General features: G+C 53.7%; 23 protein-coding genes. 7 read left to right on the top strand and 16 right to left on the bottom strand.

The window, feature by feature from the left end; translation table 11 throughout:
• Positions 1–12 precede the first annotated feature (12 nt).
• Positions 13–3,615, bottom strand: coding sequence for a helicase-exonuclease AddAB subunit AddA (gene addA, locus AC2JF6_RS00620; protein ID WP_500728807.1), 3,603 nt, complete (start codon positions 3,613–3,615; stop codon positions 13–15).
• Positions 3,615–7,085, bottom strand: coding sequence for a PD-(D/E)XK nuclease family protein (locus AC2JF6_RS00625; protein WP_500728808.1), 3,471 nt, complete (start codon positions 7,083–7,085; stop codon positions 3,615–3,617). The genes addA and AC2JF6_RS00625 overlap by 1 nt, the downstream gene beginning before the upstream one ends.
• Before the next feature lie 76 nt (positions 7,086–7,161).
• Between AC2JF6_RS00625 and mvk the strand changes: the two genes are divergently transcribed.
• The 4 genes from mvk to fni are packed head-to-tail and all read left to right on the top strand — an operon-like array spanning position 7,162 to position 11,172.
• Positions 7,162–8,070 (top strand): mevalonate kinase, encoded by a 909-nt coding sequence (gene mvk / locus AC2JF6_RS00630; protein WP_500728809.1) that lies wholly within the window; start codon positions 7,162–7,164, stop codon positions 8,068–8,070.
• Positions 8,070–9,029 carry a diphosphomevalonate decarboxylase gene (mvaD, locus tag AC2JF6_RS00635; RefSeq protein ID WP_500728810.1) on the top strand — a complete coding sequence of 320 codons (960 nt, stop codon included), beginning with the start codon at positions 8,070–8,072 and terminating at the stop codon, positions 9,027–9,029. Before mvk ends, mvaD begins: the two co-directional genes overlap by 1 nt.
• 34 nt (positions 9,030–9,063) lie before the next feature.
• Positions 9,064–10,146, top strand: coding sequence for a phosphomevalonate kinase (locus tag AC2JF6_RS00640; RefSeq protein ID WP_500728811.1), 1,083 nt, complete (start codon positions 9,064–9,066; stop codon positions 10,144–10,146).
• Positions 10,147–10,155: 9 nt separating this feature from the next.
• On the top strand, positions 10,156–11,172 hold the full coding sequence (gene fni / locus AC2JF6_RS00645; RefSeq protein ID WP_500728812.1) for a type 2 isopentenyl-diphosphate Delta-isomerase: 1,017 nt from the start codon (positions 10,156–10,158) through the stop codon (positions 11,170–11,172).
• A gap of 71 nt (positions 11,173–11,243) precedes the next feature.
• Here fni and AC2JF6_RS00650 read toward each other — a convergent pair whose 3' ends face one another.
• From AC2JF6_RS00650 to AC2JF6_RS00665, 4 genes are read right to left on the bottom strand one after another with little or no spacing between them, the layout of a single operon-like run.
• A complete protein-coding gene (locus tag AC2JF6_RS00650; protein WP_500728813.1) occupies positions 11,244–12,032 on the bottom strand; it encodes a Cof-type HAD-IIB family hydrolase in 789 nt (262 codons plus the stop codon).
• A gap of 10 nt (positions 12,033–12,042) precedes the next feature.
• Positions 12,043–13,431, bottom strand: coding sequence for an RsmB/NOP family class I SAM-dependent RNA methyltransferase (locus AC2JF6_RS00655; RefSeq protein WP_500728814.1), 1,389 nt, complete (start codon positions 13,429–13,431; stop codon positions 12,043–12,045).
• Positions 13,424–14,389, bottom strand: coding sequence for a hypothetical protein (locus AC2JF6_RS00660; protein ID WP_500728815.1), 966 nt, complete (start codon positions 14,387–14,389; stop codon positions 13,424–13,426). Before AC2JF6_RS00660 ends, AC2JF6_RS00655 begins: the two co-directional genes overlap by 8 nt.
• Positions 14,379–15,128, bottom strand: a complete 750-nt coding sequence (locus AC2JF6_RS00665; protein WP_500728816.1) for an SAM-dependent methyltransferase — start codon at positions 15,126–15,128, stop codon at positions 14,379–14,381. The genes AC2JF6_RS00660 and AC2JF6_RS00665 overlap by 11 nt, the downstream gene beginning before the upstream one ends.
• Before the next feature lie 82 nt (positions 15,129–15,210).
• Here AC2JF6_RS00665 and lepB point away from each other — a divergent pair, with 82 nt between their 5' ends.
• Together lepB and AC2JF6_RS00675 are read left to right on the top strand one after the other, a co-directional pair.
• Complete coding sequence (gene lepB, locus AC2JF6_RS00670; protein WP_500728817.1) at positions 15,211–15,789, top strand: signal peptidase I; 579 nt, start codon at positions 15,211–15,213, stop codon at positions 15,787–15,789.
• A 62-nt stretch (positions 15,790–15,851) separates the two neighbouring features.
• Positions 15,852–16,043 carry an LBP_cg2779 family protein gene (locus AC2JF6_RS00675; RefSeq protein ID WP_500728818.1) on the top strand — a complete coding sequence of 64 codons (192 nt, stop codon included), beginning with the start codon at positions 15,852–15,854 and terminating at the stop codon, positions 16,041–16,043.
• A 104-nt stretch (positions 16,044–16,147) separates the two neighbouring features.
• Here the strand turns inward: AC2JF6_RS00675 and AC2JF6_RS00680 are convergent, their stop codons facing one another.
• The 8 genes from AC2JF6_RS00680 to AC2JF6_RS00715 all read right to left on the bottom strand — a co-directional run bounded on the left by AC2JF6_RS00680 (position 16,148) and on the right by AC2JF6_RS00715 (position 23,109).
• Positions 16,148–16,996: a hypothetical protein gene (locus tag AC2JF6_RS00680; RefSeq protein ID WP_500728819.1), complete on the bottom strand. Its 849-nt coding sequence runs from the start codon at positions 16,994–16,996 to the stop codon at positions 16,148–16,150.
• Between the two features lie 121 nt (positions 16,997–17,117).
• Complete coding sequence (locus tag AC2JF6_RS00685; protein ID WP_500728820.1) at positions 17,118–17,969, bottom strand: hypothetical protein; 852 nt, start codon at positions 17,967–17,969, stop codon at positions 17,118–17,120.
• Between the two features lie 147 nt (positions 17,970–18,116).
• Positions 18,117–18,962, bottom strand: coding sequence for a hypothetical protein (locus AC2JF6_RS00690; RefSeq protein ID WP_500728821.1), 846 nt, complete (start codon positions 18,960–18,962; stop codon positions 18,117–18,119).
• A 2-nt stretch (positions 18,963–18,964) separates the two neighbouring features.
• Complete coding sequence (locus tag AC2JF6_RS00695) at positions 18,965–19,669, bottom strand: ABC transporter ATP-binding protein (protein ID WP_500728822.1); 705 nt, start codon at positions 19,667–19,669, stop codon at positions 18,965–18,967.
• A 10-nt stretch (positions 19,670–19,679) separates the two neighbouring features.
• Positions 19,680–20,033 carry a GntR family transcriptional regulator gene (locus AC2JF6_RS00700; RefSeq protein ID WP_500728823.1) on the bottom strand — a complete coding sequence of 118 codons (354 nt, stop codon included), beginning with the start codon at positions 20,031–20,033 and terminating at the stop codon, positions 19,680–19,682.
• A gap of 347 nt (positions 20,034–20,380) precedes the next feature.
• A complete protein-coding gene (gene pepT, locus AC2JF6_RS00705) occupies positions 20,381–21,625 on the bottom strand; it encodes a peptidase T (RefSeq protein WP_500728824.1) in 1,245 nt (414 codons plus the stop codon).
• A 10-nt stretch (positions 21,626–21,635) separates the two neighbouring features.
• Positions 21,636–22,433: a Nif3-like dinuclear metal center hexameric protein gene (locus AC2JF6_RS00710; RefSeq protein ID WP_500728825.1), complete on the bottom strand. Its 798-nt coding sequence runs from the start codon at positions 22,431–22,433 to the stop codon at positions 21,636–21,638.
• Positions 22,426–23,109, bottom strand: a complete 684-nt coding sequence (locus tag AC2JF6_RS00715; RefSeq protein ID WP_500728826.1) for a tRNA (adenine(22)-N(1))-methyltransferase — start codon at positions 23,107–23,109, stop codon at positions 22,426–22,428. Before AC2JF6_RS00715 ends, AC2JF6_RS00710 begins: the two co-directional genes overlap by 8 nt.
• A 130-nt stretch (positions 23,110–23,239) precedes the next feature.
• On the opposite strand from AC2JF6_RS00715, the gene AC2JF6_RS00720 reads away from it, so the two are divergent.
• Positions 23,240–23,680 carry an 8-oxo-dGTP diphosphatase gene (locus AC2JF6_RS00720; protein ID WP_500728827.1) on the top strand — a complete coding sequence of 147 codons (441 nt, stop codon included), beginning with the start codon at positions 23,240–23,242 and terminating at the stop codon, positions 23,678–23,680.
• Positions 23,681–23,794: 114 nt separating this feature from the next.
• On the opposite strand, the gene AC2JF6_RS00725 is transcribed toward AC2JF6_RS00720, so the two are convergent.
• Both AC2JF6_RS00725 and AC2JF6_RS00730 read right to left on the bottom strand, forming a co-directional pair.
• Complete coding sequence (locus AC2JF6_RS00725; RefSeq protein ID WP_500728828.1) at positions 23,795–24,295, bottom strand: hypothetical protein; 501 nt, start codon at positions 24,293–24,295, stop codon at positions 23,795–23,797.
• The gene (locus AC2JF6_RS00730) at positions 24,288–24,887 is read right to left on the bottom strand and encodes an ATP-binding cassette domain-containing protein (protein WP_500728830.1); all 600 of its coding nucleotides are present in this window, start codon (positions 24,885–24,887) and stop codon (positions 24,288–24,290) included. The genes AC2JF6_RS00725 and AC2JF6_RS00730 overlap by 8 nt, the downstream gene beginning before the upstream one ends.
• Positions 24,888–24,896: the final 9 nt, after the last annotated feature.

Raw genomic sequence — 24,896 nt, forward strand, 5'->3', positions numbered from 1 at the left:
TTTATCTTTCCCTTACTTAATCTCTACAACACTTTTAGCGCCCAATAGAATCAGGTACTTGTGGGTCACGTGTTTGCCCGCAAAGTAATTCAGCGCCTGCTCGTACAGACGCAGCTGGCCCGTGTACTTTTGCTTGATTGCGGCGATGGACTGCTCTGGGTGTGCGGGGTCAACGTAGTCTGTCTTGTAATCAAATAATATTATGCCATCATTTTCAATGAAATAACCGTCAATTGTACCATGAACCAGAATTTTAGCCGTCGGATCGCTGAATTCGCCAAACAGGCTGGAGGCGGGCAATAAACTTGAAAATTCGACTTCGCGCTTAAGCTTTTCAGGACTCTGCCAAAATTCGGCGGTAAAGGCGCTGTGGACGAACCAATTGATCTGGTCCTTGCGCAGACTGGGCACAATCTCGGGGTTAAGCTTGTTGTGCTTCACCAGGTCCTTAATCTCGGCGTCAAGCTGCTCGTCGTCGCCCCTTCCCTTATAGTCGTAGTACTGCAAGAGCAGGTGCATCGCGGTCCCGATTTCTGCACCGGTAAACTTGGTTTCAAAGAGAAAGTTGGGCTTGGTATCAATCGGCTGCAGGTAGCGGTTGGTCGAGGGCAAGAGGCGGGCATTTTCAAGCTCACTCTCCACCGGGTCGTTGAACGCCTTCTTGATCTCCGAAACGGACTGGTAAGCCGTCGTCCGGCTAGCATCCTTAAAGGCGTACTTAAAGGCGTAAAGACGCCTGGCCGTCCTGTCTAGCAGCGCGTTATCGCGTTCCGGTTTAACTGGCTTGTCCCCGATTGTTTCTTCGGCTGCAATTTTTTCGTCTTGGTAGCGCAAAAACAGGAGGTCCTCACCCTCATCCAGGACTCTGGTTACGTCTTTGATCGACTGGCTTATGTGCTGCTCGAAGCCTACTGTTGGCCCGATGAAACTCATGGGGCTCGTTGCGCCCAGCTTGCTGGAAAGCGTCATCTGCCCTGCCCTGTTCTGGTGCTTCCACGTCTGGATGTTTTTGGGCAGGTTCTTCACGTCAGCGACCAGGATCAGCTTCTGCCGGGCGCGGGTCATGCCGACGTACATTATCCGGGCCTCTTCCTCCAGTATCTGTTTCTTTTTAGCAATATTATCGACCGCCTTGAGCAGCGTGTCGGCACGGTAGTGTTCAAGGCGCAGGGTCAGACCCACGTTATCGGAATTAATGATGTAGTTGCCGCTCAAATCCCGCGTCTGAAAGCGGTGCTGCATCCCGATGTAGAACACGATGGGGAATTCCAGCCCCTTCGCGCCGTGTACCGTCATCAACCTGACCGAGTCGCCTGCCTCCTTATTAAGCAGCGGCTGGGCCAGGTCCTTCTGGCTGCGGCGCATGCGTTCGATGAAGTTGATAAACTGATAAAGTCCCTTAAAGCCGGCACTCTCATAGGAAGCGGCACGCTCGTACAAAGACTCCAGGTTAACCCGGCGCTGCTTGCCGTTGGGCAGTGCAGTCATGATTTCCAAGAGGCCGGTACGCTCGTAAATGCTCCAGATTAGTTCGGAAATGCGGTGCGTGGTCGCAAACTGGCGCAGGTCCTCCAGCTGATTTAGGAAGTCCTTGACCTCCTGGCCCAGTGGATCATGAACCGCAACGTAGGCCGTCAGTGCGCTGTAGAAGCTCGTGTTTTTGCTGTGAACCCTGATCTGGGCCAGGTCAGACTCCGTAAAGTTGAAAAGGGGCGAGCGCAAAACAGCCACCAGCGGGATGTCCTGGTCGGGATTATCGATTATCCGCAGGTAGTTCATGATAACCGTCAGTTCAAGCGTCTGGAAGTAATTTTTGGCATCGGTCACCAGGAGCGGCAGGTCGTTCTTAGCAAACTCCTGCATAATTGCTAGATTGGCGCTGCGGCTCCTGGTCAGGATTGCAATGTCGCTGTACGCGAAGGGCCGAGTTGTTTTAAGGCCGGCATCATAGACCTTCAGGTGCTCATTTTTAAACTGCTTGATGCGGTTGATTACCATTGCAATCTCCGCTGAATCGACCTCCTCGTCCTCCGGGGCCTCCTTGTTTTGCTCGTGGTAAATGATTTCCGCGGCGTGGGGCAGGTTTTGGGGGTAATAGTCCGCGCCCAGAACCAGCCGGCCCTCCTTAGCGTAATCGATGCCGCCAAAAGCAGGCGTCAAAACGCCGGAAAAAATCTTGTTGACCAGGTCGATCACCGGCTTAGTGGAGCGAAAGTTTGCGGACAGCAAAATGCGCTCTGCCCCCTTGTTTTCCTTCTTGGCCGTCTCCTGGTACTTGTGCAGAAATAGACCGGGGTCGGCCTGCCGGAAGCCATAGATGGACTGCTTGACGTCACCCACCATGAAAAGGTTGTTCTGCCCGTCTTTTTTAACCAGCTGCAGGATTTTTTCCTGCAGGGCGTTGATGTCCTGGTACTCGTCGACCATGATCTCGGTGAACTTGTCCTGGTAGAACGACCGCGCCATCTGCGCGGCTGACGTGTCCTGACTAAGGATTTGGTAAGCCAGCTGTTCCATGTCGCTGTAGTCAAGCAGATTTTCCGCCCGCTTAAGCTGGCCGAAGCGGTCAATCAGGGCCAACTCGGCCTTTGTGACTGCGGACATGATTTTTTGGCCGCGGGCCAGCAGCTCAAGCTGCTCCTGTTCGCTTGTTGCGTAAAAGGACGTGAACGACGTAAAGACCTGCTCAGCGGCTTCGTCCTTAAGGTCGCGGCACTCTTCATAGAAGTCCTGGATGTCCTCATCCCACTTGCTGGATTTGCGCATTCCACCGGTGAAAACGCAGCTGCGCAGATTCTCACGCTGCTTGTCGTATGCTTCATCGTCAGCGAGGCTTTTTATGTAGCGTATGAGGCTACCACTAAAGACCGTGAGCGTCTTATTCACCTTGGCCAATTCCGTGGTCGCCATCACCGGGTCGCCTGCAAGCTGGTCCACTCTTTGCTGCAAACTGGTAAAAGTGGTCAGGAGGTAGGGCTTGACCTTATCCTGCCACAAGCTAGTCTCAACCACCGCTGCGCCAGTCTCGTATTTTGCGGCCAAACCCTTGAGCCAGTCGCGGTAATCCGGTTTGGCCATCGCGTAGTCGTACAGGTCGAGCAGCAGGTTCTGGGCTGATTCGGCGTCCCTATCGCCGGCAAAGTTATTGTAAAAGGCAATAAAATTCTCGTCCCCGTTCTCCAAAAATTCCGCCTCAACCTCGCGCAGCGCACGTTCGCGCATCAGCTCCGCCTGGGTTTCATCGGTCAGGATGCTGAACCCGGGATCAAGGTCGATGACGTAGTAAAACCGGTGAATGACGTCCAAGCAAAAGGCATCAATCGTTGAGATGTTGGCCGTATCGACCAGGTTGAGCTGGCGACGCAGGTAACTCGTTTCGCTGCTACGGGCCATCTCCTCTTGCAGCACTGTTTTTATGCGGTCCTTCATTTCCTGCGCGGCTGCCTTGGTAAAGGTCACCACCAGCAGGCGATCGACATCCGTTCCCGCCAGAATCTCCTGCAGCAGGCGCTGCACCAAGACCGTGGTTTTGCCGCTGCCCGCGGAGGCGGAAACCAGAACGTCCAGGTTCCGGTCGTCAATTGCTTTTTGTTGTTCCTTCGTAAACTGGGCCATTATTCGTCTCCTTCCCCTAGTTTTTCCCTGATTTTTCTAAGCAGTTCCTTCTTCGTGAGGCCGCCAATCTGGTGGTACTTGTTTTCTTTGAGCATTGCATCAAAAAAGAAGATGTCGCGGTAGTCGGAATACGATAAAGCGTTGATGCCATTGCCATATTTGTACGGGTTAAGCCGGATTCTGCCCGATAGGATCTGGCTGGAAGCCTCCTTAATTAGTTCCTCGTCGTACTTAAGCAGCAGCTTGAGTTCCTCTGCGCTAAAGGCGTTGCCGCGAAAGCTCAGGCTACTGTCCTTTTTTGAATTGACGCCGGAATAAAGACTTGATGACGTGCCGCTACTCTTGAGGTCGGGCTCGGCGTCAAGCATCAGGAGCTCATCGTTGGTCATCACGCCCGTGTACTTCAGCCGCATCTTGCCGTCCAGATTGGGCTGCTTAAGCTGCAGGCTGCTGGTGTACAGCTCTTTGCCGTTCAGCCGCTCGGTCTGCCTGGTGACGGTCTGGTAGAATGCGCCCAGCAGGTCGAGCTGCGCGCTGCCCGCAAAGAAGCGTTTGTTTTGGGCCAGCACGTCAAGGTATGACACCATTTGCAGCGCGATTCCGTTGTAAAAAAGGCCAAGGTTAAACTTCTTGGCCGATGACTTGTAGTCGATCACCTGGGCCAAAACACCGTCTTGATCCGGCTCCTGGGCCAGATCGACCCGGTCCATTTTGCCGCGCAGGTTCACGTAGTGCTCGCCGGCCAGATCAGGAACCCTAAAGTTGAGCCCCTTAACCTTTTCACCCGGACCAAAGCTCAATTCGGAATACCGGGCACGCAGGGGCGTCTTTTGAACCGCACGCTGCCAGTTAAACGCCACCTTGGAGGTGGTTTGATCGAGGCACTTAAACAAAAATTGGTTGAAGGGATCGTTGAGCAGCTGTTGGTAGCGGGCCTCCTCCTTCATGGTGGAACGCACTTGCTCGAGCACGTGCTGCAGGGTCACGCTGTCAATTTCTGCCAGGTCCAGCGCGCGCTTATCTAACTCCTTGACCAGCAGGTCGAAGGTTTCGTGGAAGTAGTTGCCCGCCTGGATCACGTCTAATTCATTTTCAAAGCGCTTGTGCAGGCGCAGCCCGTAGTTTAGGAAGTACTCGTACGAATTTTCGTAAAAAGTTTCCAGTTGGGACACCGATGAATTCAGGTTGGGCCCGTACAATTCCTGGGCCAATTCCGCCCCGATATCGCCGGGTTCATTAACAAACTGGCTGGCCTTAAGAATCGCCGCCGTTTTCTGCGGCAGGTAGCTGCGTGTCAACTGCAAGAGGTCAGAGACGTCTACCGCTGCTTTGCTTTGGTTGAGGTAGGTCAGGTAGCCCAGGCTGGCCTCAGGATTGGTCAAAAAGCCCAGCAGGTCCTTCTTCTCCTCCGGCAAGTTGTGCTGGTTGAATTCCGGGGCACCGGCCTTTTTGATCCGCTCATAGTAAAGGGAGGGCGCGATTGCCTCGTTATCCACGTTGGCTACCGGACACGTCAGGTACACCTTGTCCTGCGCAAGCGCCAGCGAACCGCCAAACTGGTAGTTCTGGTCAAGGTTGCTCAGCTGCTGGTGGTCCTCGATATAGGAGTCTTCGCCGAAGTCTGGACTCATCCGTTCCAGGTTTTCCGTGCTCAAAAGGCCCGGCGTGGTCTCGATCTGGGGCAGGCCCGTGCTGGTCGCGCCCATGATGAAGACCTGCTTGTAGCCGCTGACCTGGACAATCCCGGTTTCGGAAAGGTTGACGGCGTCCATCGTCGAAGGGATCTGTGCAAAGGCTGCTTCCTTGAAGCCGTTGATGAGGACGTCAAAAAATTGGCCGGCATCGAACTCGTCCGGGTTGATCAGCAGGTAGTCGTGGAGCAGGCTGATCAGCAGGTCCCAAACCTGTTCGGACTGCCGGGCCTGCTGGAGGTCGCCCCTTTCCTGGGCGTCTGCGCGCCATTTTTCAAGCGTCGCCGGGACGCCCGTACGCGTCAAGAAGTTGAAGAAAATCGTGATGGCCTTCTGCGTGTCCGCCTCCTTGTCCATGGCGGTTAAAACACGCCCGATCCGTTTGACGAAGTAGTCTTTGAGCTTGCCGATTTTGGCCACCTCGGCCGGAAACTGATCAAGGCGGATCACTTCGGCCGCAACGTAAGTCGAAAAGTCCCGCTTCCATAGGTTGTGGTTGATGCCGTGGGCCAGCACAAAGTTTTCCAGTTCATCAACATCGTGAATGTACGCGGCGTCGTTTTGGTACCAGTCGGGAATGATCAGCTGGGTTTTCATCACCGTGAGCATGCTCTGAGTCTGCAGCGGCTTGCGCAGAAGCTGCGCGACGCTCTCAATCAGAACGACTAGGGGGTGATATTTCATCTCCTGCTGCAGGTCATCGAAGAAGGGAATGTGGTTTTGCCGCAGGATTGGGGTCAAATAGGTCTCGTATTCGTGCAGGTTGGGAGCCAGCACGAGAAAGTCGCGGTAGCGGTAATGCCCCAAAGCCACCTGCTGGTAGATCGTGCGCGCAACGAAGTAGGCCTCGGCGTAACGGTTGTCTGCACGCACCAGCTGCACCTGGTCGAGGCTATCGGGCGTATTGATTGCGCCGGTCCAAAATGCGTTCAGCAGCTCACGCTTCGTGGGGTTAGCCGCTACGGGCGTCTTCTCGACCGTATAATTGAGGCTGCGTTTCTTAATGAAGTCGACCAATTGACCGATGGTCTTTTGGATGACGTAGTCATAGTCGCCTGGCTTGGGACTTGGGTTGAGGTCGCCCGTCTTGGTTTTAAACGCCAGGGTCACACTGTGCGCGTGCAGCATCAAGAGCTTGATCGTCAGGCATTCCTGTAGCGAAAAATGGGAAAAATCAGAAAAGTAGAAGTCCGTCTGCCCCAAGTCCGTCCGGCGCGCCAGGTATTCGTTCAGCTGCAGCTGCACCTCGTTGGCGGTGGAAAATTTGCCGGTGATTGCGGCAATGAAGGCGTCATAAATAACCTTGAGGTCTGCCACCTTGGCCTTGGTCTCAGGGTCCATGTGGCTGTCGTCCAAATCGCCCAGGTCCACGTTGCCCTCACGCACCTGCAGTATTGTGTCGTAGAGCTGCTTGACTAGGCCGGGCGTAACCACCTTGAACAGGTGCAGCTTGTCTTTTTCCTGTTCAATGATTTTTGCTAGTAGCATCGCTGCGGCCGCATCATCGAGCTGGGTGGGCAAGCCGTCCGGCGCATCACGCAAAAAGAACCACGCCAGGCGCGAAAACGACAGCACCTGCAGGTTTTTAACCGCGGCGTCAGCGGTATCTTGCCTCAATGCCAGCCTGTCTATTGCCCGCACTTCTGTGGTAAACTTAATGTGATTAGGGACAATGACAAAGGTTTTGTGTTCAGGCAGCCGCTGGTAATTTGTGACTGCCCGCTCTAGAATTTTTTCTTGCAGGCGATCCGTCTGCCGACCGACTAAAATCTTGATCATTTGTTCTCTTCTCCTTTGCTACTTATTTTAGCATAGGACAACAAAATTTTTTCAAACATTAAGGATCTTAAATAAAATGAAATGCTCTTATTTAGCACACGGCAAGGTCATCCTGATTGGTGAGCACGCGGTCGTTTACGGCTATGACGCGTTGGCAATGCCCATCAAGACGCTGCACATTAAAACGACGGTTGAGCCGGCGGGGGCAATGTGGATGGACACGGCGTGCTATCACGGCCCGTTCTTCGCGGCTCCAAGCGAGTACGATGGGCTCAAGTACGTGGTGAAGACGACGCTGGCAAAGACGAACCGGCCCGAAGCGCTCAAAATCACCTACACCGGTAAAATTCCTACGGAACGCGGGTTTGGCTCCAGTGCCACGGTGGCGCTGGCAACAACCAAGGCGCTGGACGAATACTTTGACCTCGGCTTGTCCCCAAACGAGGTCAGCGCCATTACCAACCACGCGGAGACAATCAATCACGGCAAGGCCTCTGGTCTGGATGCGGCCGCCGTTGACTCCGACCACCTTATCTTTTTTAACAAAGAAATGGGCGCCAAAACGCTGGCGGCACAGCTGGGCGCCGTGCTCCTGATCATGGATACGGGCGAATTGGGCAGCACCAAAGAGGCCGTGGCCCAGGTTCAGCGGCAGGTGGAAAAGCAGGAGAAAGCGCGCGCTCGGCTTGCGCACCTGGGGCAATTGACAGACGAGGTCAAAAAGGCCTGGCTTAGGCGTGACCAAAAGAGCGTTGGCCACTGCTTCACCCGCGCCCAGGCGATTCTGCGCTCGTTTGCGCTGTCCACCGCCAAGATCGACGAATTGGAAAAAATCGCGCTGGCCAACGGTGCGCTGGGCTTCAAGCTCTCGGGCAGCGGCCTCGGCGGCATCGTCATCGCCCTGTGCCCCACGCGGGCGGTTGCGCGCGCAATTAGCGCCAAGAGTCAAAAGATTGCTGCTGACAGCTGGATTGAGGAGATTTAATGAAAAAAACCGTTCGTGCACACACCAACATTGCGCTAATCAAGTACTGGGGCAAAGCCGACGCCCGGTTGCGCCTGCCCTTAATGTCCAGCCTGTCAATGACGCTGGACCGTTTTTATACGGATACGGCGGTTTCCGCCAGTGCCGAAAAGCACTTCTATTTGAATGGCGTCGAACAGGTGGGCCGGAGCCGCCAGCGCGTTTTTTCCTACGTTAAACTGCTGCAGGAAAAGTTCGGCGTGAGCGGCAACTTGACGGTCACGTCGACCAACCACGTTCCGACCGCGGCCGGCTTGGCATCGTCTAGCTCCGCCTTTGCGGCGCTTGCCGGGGCTTTTTGTGCTTATTATGACCTCCACGTTGACCGCCGGGAACTGTCCCGCCTTGCCCGCTTGGGTTCCGGCTCGGCTTCTAGGTCGGTCTACGGCGGCTTTGCCGTCTGGCAAAAGGGCGAAAGCGACGCCTCGTCCTTTGCCTACCCGCTGGACGAAGAGCCCCAGATGGACCTGCGCCTTCTGGCCGTTGAGCTAGATGATAAGCCCAAGGACTTGCCTTCTACTAGCGGCATGGAGCAGGCGCAAACGTCGCCCTTCTTCAAACCGTGGCTGGCACGCAACGACCAGGAACTGGCGGCGATGATCGCGGCAGTCAGGGCAAGCGACTTTACGGCCCTGGGCCAGCTGGCCGAATTGAATGCAAACGAGATGCACGCGGTCAACCTAACCGCGTGGCCGGACTTCACCTACTTTGCGCCCGCAACGTTAAAAGCAATTGCCCTGGTTCAAAAACTGCGCCGTACCGGGATTGAATGTTACTACACGATTGACGCCGGACCCAACGTCAAAATTCTGTGTCAGTTAAAAAATGTCAAAGAAATTACTAAGCAGTTTGTATCAGAATTTGAGAATGTTAAGATAGTAATGCAAACTTTTGGTCCTGGTCTCTTATATCTGGACTAGTTACCGTATTAATGGATTAGGAGATTAAATTCTTTTGATAACAGAACAAGCACCCGGAAAATTATATGTTGCGGGTGAATACGCCGTTTTAGAAGCCAACTGCCCCGCAATTTTAGTTGCGGTCAACCAGTTTATCCGCGTTTCAATTACTAAAACCAACTCTGCCACGGGTCTGATTCACTCGAAGCAATACTCCCAAAACTCGATTCACTGGGCCAGGCGGGGCGCCAAGATGGTGATTGACAACCGGGACAACCCCTTCGAATACATCCTGGCAGCCATTTCATACACCGAGCGCTTCTGCATTGAACAGAAGATCAAGATGAAGCTCTATGACCTCCACGTCAATTCCGATTTAGACTCAGCCGACGGCAAGAAGTATGGCCTCGGCTCAAGCGCTGCCGTTACGGTGGCAACGGTCAAGGCAATCTTGCGTTTTTACCACGTTCCCTTCACTAACGAACTCGTTTATAAATTATCCGCCATTTCGCACTATTCCGTTCAGGGCAACGGTTCTGCCGGCGATATTGCAGCAAGCGTCTACGGCGGGTGGATTGCCTACCAGACCTTTGACAAGGCCTGGCTGCGCCGAGAACTGGCACAGAAAACGCTATCGGCGGTCGTCAGCGAAGCATGGCCCGGACTGAAAGTCCAGCTTTTGACCCCGCCAAAAGGCATGAAACTGATCATTGGGTGGAGTCAAAAGCCGGCATCGACCTCGCGCCTGGTCGATGAAACCAACGCCAACAAAGCCGCGCTCAACAATGAATACAAGGATTTCCTCAGTTTATCCAGGTCGTGCGTGTTGAAGATGGTTGACGGTTTTGAAGAAAATGACATCAAGCTGATCAAGAAGCAAATCAGGGTTAACCGCAGTCTTCTGCAGCACTTTGCACAGATTAACCAGATTGCAATCGAGATTCCCCGCTTATCCAAATTGATCACCATCGCGGAGGCCTTCGGCGGAGCGGCTAAGACTTCTGGTGCCGGCAACGGCGACTGTGGAATCGTCATCGCTGATGAGACTACCAACGTTAGCGCACTTGAACGGGAATGGCGCCAAAACGGCATCATGCCGCTGGACTTTCACGTGCACCAGGCAAAAGCCACGCAGTAAGGAGAAGATATGTCTGTAAGATCTGAACGCAAAGAGGACCACCTGCAGTTAGCCCAAAAATTTTACCAAGCGGACAAGGCCAACAGCTTTGACCAAATGCACCTGCTCCGTCCGGCCCTGCCGGAAACGCGGGTGGAGCCCCGCGCAATTGCAACGACGATGTTTGATAAACCCGTGGCCGCCCCCTTCTTCATCAATGCAATGACCGGCGGATCAAAGAAATCTTTTGCCGTCAACCGGTCCCTGGGAAGAATTGCAGGCGCCGCACACATCGGACTGGCCTTGGGCTCAGCCAGCATTTTGGTGAAGGAGAAGGAGCAGCTGGACAGCTTCTCGGTTGCGCGGACGGAAAACCCGGACGGGGTGGTGCTGGCCAACATTAACGCCAAGACGAGCCCCAAGGATGCACAAGAAATCGTTAGCGCACTTGGCGCGGATGCCCTGCAGGTGCACTTGAACACCGTGCAGGAGATTGCGATGCCTGAGGGCGAGCGTGATTTTTACTGGCTGGATAATCTGCAAAATCTCCGCCAGACGCTTACCGTGCCGATCATCATCAAGGAAGTCGGGTTCGGCCTGGATAGTGCAAGCGTCCGCCTGCTGCAGGGCGCGGGCTTTACCATGTTTGACGTTGCCGGCAGCGGTGGAACCAACTTCGCGCAGATTGAGAACGCACGCAACCCGAGCGACCTCTCCTACCTCGAAGACGTCGGTCTGCCCACCGTCATTTCCGCCCTGCAAGTCGCACAAGAAGGGGTCGACTTCATTGTTTCCGGCGGCGTGCGCAACCCGCTGGACGTCTTTAAGGGGCTCTGCCTCGGCGGCAAGTTTGTCGGCATCTCCAACGTCTTTTTGCAGACGCTGCAGCAAAAAGGTGCCGCAGGCTTGCTGCACGTGATCATGAACTGGCAGCAGGAACTGGCCGGTCTGATGGCCGTCTACGGGCAAAGCGACCTGAGCGCATTGACCACGATTAAGAAGTATTACGACTGGCCGCTGAAGAATTTGCTCGACCAATTGGTTTAACTTTACATAATAAAAAATATGCTAAGCAATTTTTGCTTAGCATATTTTTTGGTCTGTGCCGCAATAACGGCTTAATTGTTCAGCATGTGCCAAATTTCCCTTTGAACCGCGCTGTCGTTGCTTGAACCGATTACCCGGCCCGCAGCCCTTTTGGCACTTGGCAGCGCCGTCGCGGTGGCATAGCTGCGGCCGACATACTTGAGCATGCCGACGTCATTGCCGCTGTCCCCAAACGCGGCCATCTCGCGCGGATTAATGTTGAATTTGGCGGCCAGGTACTTGAGGCCGGCGGCCTTATTCATGCCCTTGGTCGACATGTCAATGGATGTTGCGGAGCCGGATACAAAACCAAGCTGCGGGTAGTCCCGCTCGAGTTCCGCCAGCATGGACGGCATCTTGGGGGCGGCAACGGAAAACGTCGCCTTGAAAATTTGGTCGTCGAGGTGGTCAAAGTCAGAGACAACGGTCAGCTTGTCGTAGTACTTTTTTAAGTCCCGGGCGTAATCAGCACCGGCACTGGCAAGCACATACGCACTCGCAAGCCCCGACACCGTCACCCTTTCATCATGCTGCCGCGTTATGTGCAGGATGGTCCGCCAGTTTGCATCCGACAGGCATTCAACGTGGATGACCTGGCGCCCCTGCGCGACCAGCGCCCCGTTTTCCGCCACAAAGTAAAGCTTATCGGCCACCTTGGGGAAGCGTGCGTACAGGTTTTCGAACTGGTTGCCGCTGGCAACCACGAACTTAATGCCCCGCTTTTGCATTAGCGCGAATTCCCGCAGGAAAAGCTCTTCGTCATAGGTCTTATCATCGGTCAGCCAGGTGCCGTCCATGTCTGTTGCAATTAATTTAATCATTCGTAATCCTTCAATCCTTCTTCAGTATCCGCAGGCCCTTGGGGTAAAAGTTCTTAAGGACGCCGCTTGCAGTAAGCTTGCCAAAAGAAAAAATCAAACCACGGCGGCTCACCAAGACGAAGCCGCGCAAGGTGCTCGAAGCAAGGACGGTCTCACCGTGCAGGTAATGCAGGTAGTCCTCCTCCCCCAGCTCGACCACGCGGCTCTGCGCAACTTGCGCCAAAACAAGCGCCAGCTGGTGGCCCGGTTCAAACCGCTTTTTCTTTAAGACGCCCAGCTCCAGACCGTTATTCAGCACCCTAAGGTGCAGGTCGCCAGCGGGCAGGGCAGGAATAAAGACGTGCCCCTGACTGACCTGGCTGGTCTTGCGCCAATCAGCCAGGCCTAACGGCAGGTTGAACGGGCCCAGCACTGCGTTCACAAACTCTGCTTCCTCCCTAGCTAACCCGCCCGGCGGGGTTTTGCGGCGCTGCTTCTTGCGCGGTCCGACTAAAGCCTGCTCTACAGAATCCGGCAGCACGAGCTTGGCCACGAACTGGCCCTCGCCAATTCCCGCATTAGGCCAAAAGCGCAGTGCGCCCGCCACGGCTGTTTCTCCTTGGGCCCATTCGGGGTGGCCGTGGTCAACGCGAATACCTTTTAGCTCAACCGGTTTGACCTTGAAGCCAAATTCAGCAACCAGCCAGGCCACGATCTGCTCGTCTTCCTCGGGCGCAAACGTGCAGGTTGAGTAGACCAGCGTCCCGCCCGGCTGCAAGCACTTTACGGCCTCTGTCAGTATTTCCTTTTGCCGCCGCTGGCACGTTAAGACGTAGTCCTGCGACCAGTAATCGGTGGCCTGCGGGTTTTTGCGGAACATGCCCTCGCCGCTGCACGGTGCGTCCACGACGACCTTGGTGAAGAAGCGCGGGAACCGGCGGGCCAGGACTTCCGGCTTCTCGCTTGTAATCAGGGCATTGGCTACGCCCCAGCGCTCGAGGTTTTCGCGCAAGACGCGGGCACGGGGACGGACAATCTCATTGGCAACAAGCAGCCCCTCTCCCTGAAGCCGTTCGCCCAGGGCCGTGCTCTTGCCCCCCGGGGCGGCACAAAGGTCGAGCACGCGTTCACCCGGCTGAACGTCCGCAATTTGGGCCGGGTACATCGCGGCTGGTTCCTGCGAGTATACCGTTCCGCTGACCCACTCCGGATCCTGACCCTGGACGTGCCCGTACCAGGCGTTGGCAACCGCGGGGACGGGCCGCTCTAAGGGGTAAGCCACATTCTGCTGGGCCTTCAACGGGTTTATCCTGAAGGCCTTTTTTGGCTTTTGTGCAAGTGCAGCCAAAAAGCTGGCGGCGCGTTCTTCACCCAGTAGTTTGTGGTACTTTTGAACAAAGTCTGCTGGTAAGTTAAGCATCGTGATTTTCCTTTCGCAATAAGTGCAAGATACTGCAGCCGTAAGTGCAGGCAAGAACCAGCCAGAAGCCCAGTAGAAGCCCCAACAAGTGCCGCGGGTTTGAGAAAAACGCCCGCCAGCACAGGAAAAAGTATGCGGCAACAGCCAAAAGGGCCTCTGTTAGTACCATGCGCACGCTGCGGTTAATTAGCCAGTTTTGCAGGAGACCACCGCTCAGGTGCGTCTGCTTGACCGTCTCCCAGTCGATCAGCGCCAAGAAGACAGTGCAGGCCGCGCTGATCACGGTGAACAGCAGGATGACTAAAATTTCCCGGATGACCGAAAAACGGTGAACCTGGTGGTTCCTAACGAAGTCCGGCGTCTTGATGCGGGCACCGTAGTGCGCGGCCACGCGCCTGATTGCCCGACTCGAACCGTCAACGATGATATCATAATTTTTCAGTTTGAACCGCCCCGTCGGCTGCTGCGGCCCCGTCGTGAGGTAATAGCCATTTTGCTTCATCTGCCGGTAGTGCTTGAGCGTGCCGACAACGGTGTAATACGTGCCGTTTAAAACGACGTACTGGTTGCCCTGCGTTTTCATGACCTTCACTTTTGCGTTCAGACCCAGCACGGCAAAGGAGACGGCGCCCTTAAAGTCGTCAACGGAGAAATAGCGTCCAGACTCCGTCGGCAGCTTGACCACGTTATGATTGGACCAGATTAAGGTCTGCTTGGTTTTGCCCCTGCTGACCAGGTGGACCTGCATTTTGTTTTTAGGGTAGTGCTTTTGCAGGTAGCCCAGAAACGACGAGACGGGCTGCTTGGTCCGCACGTTGAAGTAGCGCGTGTTGTTGCTGAGGCCGTAAGCCTCAAGCAGCTGGTCGGCTGCGCGCGACTGCACGTTGGAGAGCATGCTGCCCGCACCCAGAAGCAATAAGAAGATGGCTATAAGTAAAATTGTTTTTTTAAATTTCATGTTTTATCTCAAAGGCTTGTTCGTTAATAAAATCAAAACTGCGCAGTGACCGGTTTATCCGGCGCAAGGCCGGGCTTGTGCCCAGACGGGCCGTTTGCCAAAAGGTCGGTGAATTGGTCGCGCCCCTTTTTTCGCCAATAAAAATGAGGTGGGCCCCGGGGTTGTATTTTTCCCAGGCCGCAATCGCCTGCATGTCGCTTTTATTGAAGTTGGGAGCCCACGAGCAGATAATCAGCTGCACGGATGAAAAGCGCCTGATTGCGCTTGGTGCGTCGAGCCTGACGACCGGGTGACAGGGTTCATGGCCCGTTGCGGACGTTCTGGCCCACTCAAAAGAATCCGTTGCGACCGTCGCAACCCCCGCTTCGCTCAGTGCCTTGCTCCAAAAGCCGTTGCCCGCCATGATTTCCAGGCTGGAGATAACGCCCAGCTGCTTAAACAGCCGGGCCGTGACGCGGTTGGGCACGGACCAAACGCCGTAGTGAACGGATAAAAATTGCCGCAGGCCGTTGAAAAGATGGTTGATAACGTCAAGCTGCCGCCGCTTGGCCTCCCCCACCCGGCTGGCGATTTCTTCCAGCTCATCGGGCATCAGGCCCAAAGGGTCGGAAGCCGCCGGTAGAACCTGCTGGCGGGCCACGTGGGAAATTATTTGGGCAACCTCTTGCGCCTGCTCGTGCACCTGCCGGTCGCCGATGTCCGCGTCTAGTTGATTGATTTTTTCTAAAAATTCTGTCATATTCGAATACCTATAATGATTTTACCATTCAATCGGCCGGATTTCAGTTATAATAAAGAGTAACACAATAAAGGAGAATATTATGGTCAAAAAAGCAATGAAGAAACGAGACGAGGAAGAAGAAAGCCTAGGCAAGTTTTTGCTTGACGTCGTCGTCATGATGGCGGTCATCCTGGGTATCTTTTACCTTTTATTCACCTACGTGCTCTCGAACGATTACGTATCCGGCCCGTCCATGCAGCCCACGTTTGAAAACAGTGAGCGGCTGATTTCCGTGCGCCACTTCACGCCCAAACGCAACGATGTGGTTGTCCTGCTGGCACCAAAGGCCGCCAATGACGCGCCAGGTGCCCTTTACATCAAGCGCATCATTGGACTGCCGGGCGACACGCTTGTTTCTAAAAATGACAAGATGTATATTAACGGCAAGCTCTTCCCCGAGCCCTACCTCAATAATCCCCTTAAAAAGGCGGCCAACGAAGCCGGCCAGACCTATACCACGAACTTCACGGTCAAGGTGCCCAAGGGCTACTACTATGTGATGGGTGACCACCGCGACATTTCCCGGGACTCGCACATCTTCGGACCCGTGAAGCGGGAGAATCTGGTTGGCAAGGTCAAGTTCAGGTACTGGCCGTTCAACCGGATTCAGGGCTTTTAAAAACTACCGCCCTTTAATTTTCGTGGCCTTTTCGCTAAAATGGAGATGAAGGAGAATTTATTATGAATCAGCAAACTGAAGAATTGTCCAATGCGATTATTGATTATCAAGTCAAGCATCACGTCACTGATACGGACCTGGCCTTTGCCTGCCACCTGTCAGTCGAAAAAATACACGCAATGAAGGTCGGCGAAGGCGAATTCACGCCCGAAGAAGTCAACCAGCTGTACGACTACCTGGCTGCAAGCCACTAGTTGTTCATTGCATTTTAAAGAGCCCTCAAGTTGAAGCTTGGGGGCTCTTTTTAAGTGGCATGGTATTTGCGGTTGGGCCCCTCTTAATAAAGCGGCGCAGCAAATCAGTTCTGTGTTCGGGACTCGCAGAATCTGCTCATCAGGAACATGTTGGCGGCCAAGAACACGAGGTCAAGCGCCAGCATGAGACCCAGGCCAAATCCTAATCTGGAGTTGTCATAGTTGCCCATCAGGTAATCAAACGGCGAAGCAGCAAGGTGGTGCAAGAAATCGTTGCCCTTAACGAGGAGCCACGCAATGAGAATAATTACCACAAGACGCACGGTGCGCAGGGCGGCCTGACTGGAGACGTTGGGCAAAAAATCCACAATCGCGTTGCTGGAAATACCCAAAAAACTAATCAGGAGGTAGGCCAAAAGGCTGATTAAAACGAGCAGCAGCAACAATTCGACGAGCCGAATGGCCAGGTCTTTGCTGAAGTCGGCCCGCCGCAGCGCAATTTGGATGTTTCGCAAATCTTGCCCCATTAGCCGGTGAAAATCCGCGTCCGTGAAGTACGCTGCACAAAACAGGCCGCCGATTGACAGAACGTTCAGAATCCCGTAGTAAACCACGGCAATGAAGGAACTCAGAATGTTGTCGACGTAAAACAGGCCGTCATTGATTGGCACCAAGCGGTAGGTCTGGTTGCGGCTGGTCCGTTCGTTGGCAAAACACGTGATAAGATAAAAAACCGGGACAAAGGCCAGTGAAAGACTGGCAAAAATCGTTAGGAGTTCCGGAAAAAAGCTGTTGGTGTAATGACCCTCAATGTATACCCTAAACGAACCCGAACTAAGGCCCGATATGACCACGATTGCCAAAGCACCGACGAACTGAATGAGCAGCAGCGAATGGGCCCGTCTGGCCTTTGACCTAAATAATTCGGTAAACAAATGATTAAAAATTGTCATTTTTTCTCCTTCTAACACAATTCTGAAAAACCGTGGTCCTCTTCTCAATTAATCGTCCGCCCGTATTAACAAGCACGCATACCAGTGCGCAGCGGGCCGCTTGCCTGACTCTATTGCCAGATCAATTTTTTGCGCGTCCTTCGAAAAAGCGGCTGAATAAGAAGACGGATGCGGCCAGAAAGACGAGGTCAATGGTCAGCATGATCGCGTTGGACAGTCCCAGGTCGACCCCGGAATTGCTTCCCAGCAGGAATTCAAACGGCGAGACCAGGATGTGCATGATGATGTTTTCGGCCCGTAAAAACAACCAGGCCATGAAGATAATCAGTATCAGGCGCACCGCGTTAAGCACCGTCTTGCTCGACACGCCCGGCAGGAAGTCCAAAATCGACTGGCTGGAAAAGTTTATCAGGCTGAGCAAAAAGTAGCCAAACAGGCCGGTTAAGAGGACCAGCAGCAGCAAGGCCATGAAATTAAAGACGGCCGCGCTCGGGATGCCGTAGTGCGTGATACTGTTTATCATATCGGGTATTCCAGTGCGATAACTGGAATTAACCGCCAGATTAATGCCGAACAGCACTGCCATGACCAGAACATTCAAAAGCACGTAGTAGACGAAGGTGACCAAAGAACTGAGGATGTTGGCCAGGTAAAAGCCGGCGTCGCTGAGCGGCGTCAAGCGCATCGTCTGGCTGCGATTGATGCGCTCGTTGTCAGTGCAGGTGAGCAAATAAAAAATAAAGCAAAACAGCATGGCAAAGACAAAGTAGAAGGCGAGCAGGCCGGAAAAAAAGTAGGTCAGGTCGATGCTACCGATATAAACATGCCGGAACCCCGTCATATGATTGCCCATGTTGTCGAAACTCAGGATGCCGATAACCGGTACCCCGACCAGTTGAACCAGCAGCATGGCGTATGCCTTCTTGCTCTTCAGCCTGAATAATTCTGCAAATAAACGTCTAAAAACAGCCATTGTTCTTTCTCCCCTTAGTAAAATTCCCCGTAAAAATGGTTAATGTGCCCCTTGTGTGCCCTCATTTTTCCAAATTCTCTTCTCCAGCGGCCCTTTCTCCCTGAGCCGTGAACAACCTTTTGCCGTGCGGTGTCCGTTCAGCTTAGATTAATTCTTTTCGCGGGTTTCGAAAAACCGCCCGAAAATGAAGATGTTAATCGTCAAAAAGACGAGGTCGATGGCCAGCATGATAATGATTGCAAGCCCCAGTCCGGAGTTTGTGCGGTCGCCAATGCCCAATACGAAATCAATCGGCGAGGTAATGATAATCCGCAAAAAATCGTTGGCCTTGATCAGGAGCCAGGCAATGAGAACGATCAGCACGCCCCGGATTACCCGCAGCGCCGCACGACTTGAAACTTCGGGCAAAAAGTCCAGAATCGCGCTGCTGGAAAAATTCAGAAAGCTGACCAAAAAGTAAACCAGAAAACTGGCCAGGATCAGAAGCATCAACAGGCTAAAAAGCTGGAACATGATCTCCTTGTCAGACGAAACCTGCCCGATAATCCTTCTTAAATCCGTCATGTCGGTCTGCAGCATCTTATGAAAGTTTGCATCCGTCAGGTACGATGCAGCGCTGAGCAGGACAATTGCTAAGACATCCATAATTCCGTAATAGGCTAAAGCGACAAAGGAGCTCAGGATATTGTCGGCGTAAAACAGGCCGTCTTTAATCGGGGTCAAGCGAAAAGTTTGGCTGCGGTTGGTCCGTTCATTGGCAAAGCACGTAATCACGTAGAAAACGGGCACAAAAATGAGCGCCGAATAGGAAAAAATCTCTAAGGACCGCGAGAAGAAGCTAGAAAAGGTTGCTCCGACAACATATGATGGGTTGTCCAAAAAAGAAATAACGACCATTGCGATGACAGCCACAGCCTGAATTAATAGCATTGAGTGGGCCCTTTTTGCCTTCGACTTAAACAGCTCGGCAAACAAACGATTGAAAATAGCCAATGTTATTCACCGTCCCTTTGGTAAAGCCCCTCGTAGTAATCCTCAACACTAACGTTATTCGCCCTGATCTCCTCGGTGGACTTGTGCGCATAAATCGTGTTGTCCTTGATGATGACCACCTCATCAAGCAAATTGGCAATTTCATTGACAAAGTGGTCTGAAATCAGGATTGTGGCCTTTTCTTCCTTCCACAGGATAATCGAGTTGATGATCTTCTTGCGGGCCATCGCGTCGATGCCGGAAAAGGGCTCGTCGAGCAGGTAAAGGTCGGCTTTGCGGGCGAAGGTCAGGGCAATCACCAGTTTTTCCCGCATCCCCTTGGACATCTGCGACAGCCGCATCTCTTCATCCAGCTTCATGAACTGCCGCAATTGTTCAAATTCTTCTTTGTCAAAGTCCTCGTAAATGACCTCATAGAACTTAACAATGTTCTTGATTTTGGTTGAATTGTTAAAGCCGGTCAGGCCATCCGTGAAGGACAGGTGGGCCTTGCGCTCCGCTTCCTTGAAGAGGCCGCTGACGGCAACGCTGCCGCGGTAGTTCTTGGCAATACCGGCAATGATGCGCATGAGCGTGGTCTTCCCGGCCCCGTTTTCACCCAAAAGAGCGACAATTCTGCCCGGCTGCAGCGCCAGATTTATATCCCGCAAGATTGTTTTCTGATTTTTCTTGTAGGTCAAATCCTTAATTTCTAAAAGATCAGTCATAATAATGCTCCTAATTCAAATACTTGCTTAAAATCGTCTGGATCTGTTCATCCGTGACGCCTAAGGCATTCATGCTTTGCACGAACTTGGCTAATTCATCGTTGATTAGTCCCCGCTTAGTTTTTTCAAGCAATTCCGTGTCCTCCGTGACGAAGTTGCCCTCGCCGCGTTTAGTATATAGAATTCCCTCAATATTCATCTGCTGCAGCGCCCTTTGAACCGTATTGACGTTTACCGTCAGCTGCAGCGCCAACTCACGCACGGAAGGAATCTTCTTGCCGGGCTGCAGCTTGCCGGTAACGATTTGCCGGTAAAGATACTGCTCGATCTGTAGATAAATGGGAATGTTATCCTTGAATTCCACAAGTTCACCATCCTTTTTACTGTATTATATCTCTAATACACAACTATGATAACGCAGTTTGTGCCTTTGTGCAATCTTTTTAATCAGTGCGGGCCCGTAATTGCACGCGCCACCTTAAACATTCTTCAAGAAAATTTCACTGTTCCACGTAGTGGAGCATTTGTCCCGAGGCAAGCAAAATAGCCCCCAAAACCACTTATGGCAGCGATTTTTAGGGCTATCTTAATTTCTTAGACTAATTGTGCATAATTTTAAAAAAGCGGGCACAGGCAGACTTAGCCTTATTCACCGGCATTCCTGCTCTCTAATTATTTTCTCGCAAAAGTTAAATTATGTGCGTTTTTGTTTCACTTTGAGGATTTCGTCGCATTCATCTGCACCATTCTGATCATAACGTCCACGGCCTTGTACATTGATTCCAGGACCGTATACTCGTAGCGCCCGTGCATGTTTTCCTCGCCCGCAAATATGTTGGGGCACGGCAGTCCCATGTAGGTCAATTGGGAACCGTCGGTGCCGCCGCGGACGGGCTCCTCGTTGATCGTCAGGCCTTCGGCCTTGTAGGCGGCCCGCGCCAGGTCAACGATGTTCATCCGCTTGGCGAGCTCATCGGCCATGTTGTAGTACTGGTCCCACATCTTTAGCGTTAGCCGCTCGGTGCCAAACTCCTGGTTCATCTTCTTAACGATTGACTTGACCACATCCTTGCGCCGCTTAAGCCCGTCCCGTTCGAAGTCGCGGACAATGTAGTCCAGGTGGGCGTGATCAACGGTCCCCTCAAAGTTCATCAGGTGAAAGAAGCCCTGGCGGCCGTCCGTCTTTTCCGGTACCTCGTCTTGCGGCAGCTGGTTCTGAAAGTCGATGCCCACCTGAATGGCATTGATCATCTGACCCTTGGCTTCGGCCGGGTGAACGTTAACGCCCTGGATGTCGAGTCCAAACTGGGCGGCCGAAAATGTGCCCCAATCGAGCTTGCCCGGCGCTTCCCCGTCAACGGTGAAGGCGAAGTCGGCGCCAAATTCCGCAACGTCGAAGTGGCCAGCGCCTGTTCCGATCTCCTCGTCCGGCGTAAAGGCCAAGCGAATCTTGCCGTGCTTGACCTCGGGGTACGCCAGCAGGTATTCCGCAAAGGTGACGAGCTCCGAGACGCCGCACTTGTCATCGCCGCCCAGCAGCGTGTCGCCGGAGGCGGTAATGATGGTTTGGCCGCGGTAGTTCTTCAGGTGCGGGAAGACCGCCGGATCAAGGTAAAAGTCGGATTCGCCCAACCGAATCTTGGACTCGCCGTCGTAATTTTCGTGTACCTGCGGGCGAACGTTTTCCCCGTTAAAGTCGGCCGTGTCGCAGTGAGCCAAAAAGCCCATGACCGGCACGTCGGCGTCTATGTTGGCCGGGATCTCGGCAATCACGCAGCCCGCCTTCTGGTTGTAGTGGACGTCGCTCAGCCCCAGCTCTTCCAAATCGGGCATGATGACCTGCTTTTGGAAGTTTTCCTCCCGAGCGGTCGACGGGAAACGGCTTGCGTGCTCGTCGGAGCGGGAATTGACTTTGACGTACTTGATGAATCGCGGTAGTAAATTAGGGTATTCCATATTTTTCTCCTTAAACTAAATCCTGGAACGGATTGGTCGAAACTTGGGACACCTCAACGGGAACGTCCCAGCCCTCCTGAGTGGCCCAGGCGCTCATCTTCTCGGCCACCTTTTCCTTAAACAATTTTTCCGTGTAGTGACCGGGATCAACGACGGTCAGGCCAGCGGCAATCATGTCGTGGCCGGTGTGGTAGTACACGTCGCCGGTGATGAAGGCGTCGCAATGCTCCTTGAGTGCCTGACGCCAGTACTTGCCGCCGTCGCCGCAGATGAAGCTGACCCGGGATATCGGCTGCGGGCTATCTGCAGCAATCAGTCGCACCATCTTGATGCCCATCTTGTCCTTGACGTAGTAGGCAAAGTCGCGCGCCGACATTGCGTGCGGCAAAACCCCCTTGCGGCCAATCGCGATGCCGTCATCGTCCAGGCAGAAGGGTTCGACAGCGGACAAGCCTAATTCTTCGGCCTGCCAGTCGCTGGAGCCGTCCTGGGCCTTGTCGGAATTGGTGTGAATCGCGTAGACGGTGATGCCGTTTTTGATAACCGCGCCGTAGATGGCATTCTGCGGGTCGGCCAGGTCGAGGTTGGCTGCGGGCCGAAACATTAACGGGTGGTGACTGATAATCAGGTTGGCGCCCCGCTTGACCGCCTCCTCAACGACCGGCATGCGGACATCCAGGGTGGTCATGATCTTATTCACGGGCTGGTCCATCGAGCCGATTTGCAGTCCGACGGGGTCGCCCGCACTGGCTATCTCTTCTGGAAAGTGCTGGCGCAGAACCCGCACCACGTCTTTAACTTTAATCATGCAATACTCCTTCAATCATCGTAATCTCCTCTTCCACCTGCTTGATGTGTGCCCGGTCCGGCTGCTTGGCCTTTTTGAGGCTGGTCAGAAGCTGGCGGTGGTAGGCGAGCTGGCCGCGCCACTTCTCTTCAAAAATCGGGCCCTTGGCCCTAAGCAAAAACGGGCCGAAATAAAGTTCCGCCGGACTCAATTCTTTTCCTGCCGGCGACTTCTGGGCCTTGATTAGCTCGTACACGTGGCCCGCTTCGGCGACAATCTTTTCCGCCGTAATCTGGTAGCTGTGTGCCACCAGCCACTTGCGCACGCCGCACTCGCCCACGTTGGGTTCGAGCACAAGGGTCGCAAAAATGAAGTCCTTGTTCCATGCATCGTCTAAAATCGTGGTCATGAGCTTGCCGCCCATGCCCGCAATGACCACCGTGTCGATCCTGTCCTGCGTCGTAATCGTCGCAAGGCCTGCACCCAGTCTGGTACTGATCTTGTCTTCAAGACCGGCGGTGGCAATATCTTCTTCGGCATTGGCCAGAGGGCCCGCCGCGATGTCGCTGGCGATGGCGAAGTCAACCTTGCCCGTCTGGACGAGCGCAATGGGCAGGTACGCGTGGTCCGTGCCGATGTCGGCAACGCGGCTGCCCGGCTCAACCATCTCTGCCAACTCGTTTAACCGTAAATTCATTTATCAATCCTACCTTCTACTGGTAAATTTTAGCATAATATCCGGCCGGTTGGGACGCGAATTGTCCCCTGGCGACTACTAGCCGAAGAGCGCTATAATTAATTAATGTTTTGAGGAGGAAAAACAACCAATGGATAGAACAGAACCAGTTACTTTAACCAACATGTGCATGATTACGCGCAATGACCAGATCTTGGTACTGGACCGCAATGACCCCACGTGGCCGGGTCTAACCTTTCCCGGCGGCCACGTTGAAAGCCACGAGTCCTTCTACGATTCGGTGGTGCGGGAGGTCAAGGAAGAAACCAACCTCACGGTCGAGCACCCACGCCTGACGGGAATCAAGCAGTTTTACGATGATAACGACCGACGCTACATTGTCTTCTTCTACACCGCCGACAAGTTCCACGGCACCGTCAAGGCCTCAAGAGAGGGCAAGTTGACCTGGATGACCAGGGACGAACTGCTTCACCAGAAGCTGGCCTACAACTTCGACCGCGACCTCTTCGTCTACTTCAACGACCACATCGACGAGCACATCCTCGACGGCGAGCGCGACGAGTTATTCTAAAGCCAGCCTGCGTATTGAGCCGGCCGCAAGCAAATACAAGAAAATAATTGGGCCGGGCACCAGGAACACGCTTTTTCGTTTGCCAATAACAAAATGCATGATTCATTCTTTGAATCATGCATTAACTTTGTATAAGACCAGGCGCACGCCCAGTAAAACCGCAAAAACGAGCACGTTCTGCAGCAAGAGTGGCCAGCGGTAGGCCGGAAACAGCAGCAAAAACAGCCAGACAGCCACCATTAGGGCCAAGACCCAAAGGGAATTGCCCAAGTTGCCGGGTGCCAGCGCAAACAGGTGCACGCCGATGAACGGCAGCAGGTACTGCCAGTCCCGCGGCGCCAGTTCCGCCGCCAGCGCCCTAACCCGCGTCTTGCGGATGACTAGGAAATTGCTGATGCCGTTGATTTCGCTTCGCGGCAGGATGATCGACGTGTAATCAAAAAACAGGGTGCTGATGCAGAGTAGGGCCAGCTTCAGCGGCTCTTTGATGAAGCCAAAACTGAGCTGCCACATCTGCGGCACCGACAGGTAGAAGTCGTGCCAATTCTGCCGGGCAAGGACAATCAGCAGTGCCGAAACGACCGCATAAGCCCAGAACGCATGCTTCTTATTCATCGCGCAGCATTCCATTGCGCAATAGCAGTTGCTGGTCGTAGGCAAGTCCATCAACATGATCATGGCTTGCCACAATGACCGTCTTATCTTCCTGCTTCAAGCGCTTTAGCAGCGTCACGAACTGGCCAATGCTCTCCTGATCAATCCCGCGGGTGGGCTCATCGAGCAGGATGATGTTCTGCTCTTCCATGACCGCCTGAATGATGCCCACCTTCTGCCGCATGCCGACGGAGTAGCTGGCGATTGCATGCGTGTCATCGGGGTCAAGCTCAAAGTAGTGCATGAGTTTGCGAACACGCTCTTCGTTGAAGCGGTGGTTGAGGTTGGCCAGAAAGTGCAGATTGGTCATGGCCGACTCGTACTCCAGAAAGCTGGGGTTCTCAATGAGCGCGCCCAGTACATCGCCTTTGCCAAGTTCAACCTTGCCGCCGTCGGCTTTTAAGAGGCCGGTAATAATCTTGAAGATGGTGGACTTGCCCGAGCCGTTGATGCCCGCGATGTGAACGAGCTGGCCCGGCTGCACACTCATTGACACGTCCCTCAGGACCACCTTGTTGCCAAATGATTTCTTAATTCCTGTAATCTGTAACATTCTACTTCT

The organism is Lactobacillus sp. XV13L, assembly GCF_059900875.1.

What these genes read in the sequence shown, in the direction of transcription:
- addA (WP_500728807.1), bottom strand. Translation starts at nt 3,615, where the DNA reads ATGGCCCAGTTTACGAAGGAACAACAAAAAGCAATTGACGACCGGAAC.
- AC2JF6_RS00625 (WP_500728808.1), bottom strand. Translation starts at nt 7,085, where the DNA reads ATGATCAAGATTTTAGTCGGTCGGCAGACGGATCGCCTGCAAGAAAAA.
- mvk (WP_500728809.1), top strand. Translation starts at nt 7,162, where the DNA reads ATGAAATGCTCTTATTTAGCACACGGCAAGGTCATCCTGATTGGTGAG.
- mvaD (WP_500728810.1), top strand. Translation starts at nt 8,070, where the DNA reads ATGAAAAAAACCGTTCGTGCACACACCAACATTGCGCTAATCAAGTAC.
- fni (WP_500728812.1), top strand. Translation starts at nt 10,156, where the DNA reads ATGTCTGTAAGATCTGAACGCAAAGAGGACCACCTGCAGTTAGCCCAA.
- AC2JF6_RS00650 (WP_500728813.1), bottom strand. Translation starts at nt 12,032, where the DNA reads ATGATTAAATTAATTGCAACAGACATGGACGGCACCTGGCTGACCGAT.
- AC2JF6_RS00655 (WP_500728814.1), bottom strand. Translation starts at nt 13,431, where the DNA reads ATGCTTAACTTACCAGCAGACTTTGTTCAAAAGTACCACAAACTACTG.
- AC2JF6_RS00660 (WP_500728815.1), bottom strand. Translation starts at nt 14,389, where the DNA reads ATGAAATTTAAAAAAACAATTTTACTTATAGCCATCTTCTTATTGCTT.
- AC2JF6_RS00665 (WP_500728816.1), bottom strand. Translation starts at nt 15,128, where the DNA reads ATGACAGAATTTTTAGAAAAAATCAATCAACTAGACGCGGACATCGGC.
- lepB (WP_500728817.1), top strand. Translation starts at nt 15,211, where the DNA reads ATGGTCAAAAAAGCAATGAAGAAACGAGACGAGGAAGAAGAAAGCCTA.
- AC2JF6_RS00675 (WP_500728818.1), top strand. Translation starts at nt 15,852, where the DNA reads ATGAATCAGCAAACTGAAGAATTGTCCAATGCGATTATTGATTATCAA.
- AC2JF6_RS00680 (WP_500728819.1), bottom strand. Translation starts at nt 16,996, where the DNA reads ATGACAATTTTTAATCATTTGTTTACCGAATTATTTAGGTCAAAGGCC.
- AC2JF6_RS00685 (WP_500728820.1), bottom strand. Translation starts at nt 17,969, where the DNA reads ATGGCTGTTTTTAGACGTTTATTTGCAGAATTATTCAGGCTGAAGAGC.
- AC2JF6_RS00695 (WP_500728822.1), bottom strand. Translation starts at nt 19,669, where the DNA reads ATGACTGATCTTTTAGAAATTAAGGATTTGACCTACAAGAAAAATCAG.
- pepT (WP_500728824.1), bottom strand. Translation starts at nt 21,625, where the DNA reads ATGGAATACCCTAATTTACTACCGCGATTCATCAAGTACGTCAAAGTC.
- AC2JF6_RS00710 (WP_500728825.1), bottom strand. Translation starts at nt 22,433, where the DNA reads ATGATTAAAGTTAAAGACGTGGTGCGGGTTCTGCGCCAGCACTTTCCA.
- AC2JF6_RS00715 (WP_500728826.1), bottom strand. Translation starts at nt 23,109, where the DNA reads ATGAATTTACGGTTAAACGAGTTGGCAGAGATGGTTGAGCCGGGCAGC.
- AC2JF6_RS00720 (WP_500728827.1), top strand. Translation starts at nt 23,240, where the DNA reads ATGGATAGAACAGAACCAGTTACTTTAACCAACATGTGCATGATTACG.
- AC2JF6_RS00725 (WP_500728828.1), bottom strand. Translation starts at nt 24,295, where the DNA reads ATGAATAAGAAGCATGCGTTCTGGGCTTATGCGGTCGTTTCGGCACTG.
- AC2JF6_RS00730 (WP_500728830.1), bottom strand. Translation starts at nt 24,887, where the DNA reads ATGTTACAGATTACAGGAATTAAGAAATCATTTGGCAACAAGGTGGTC.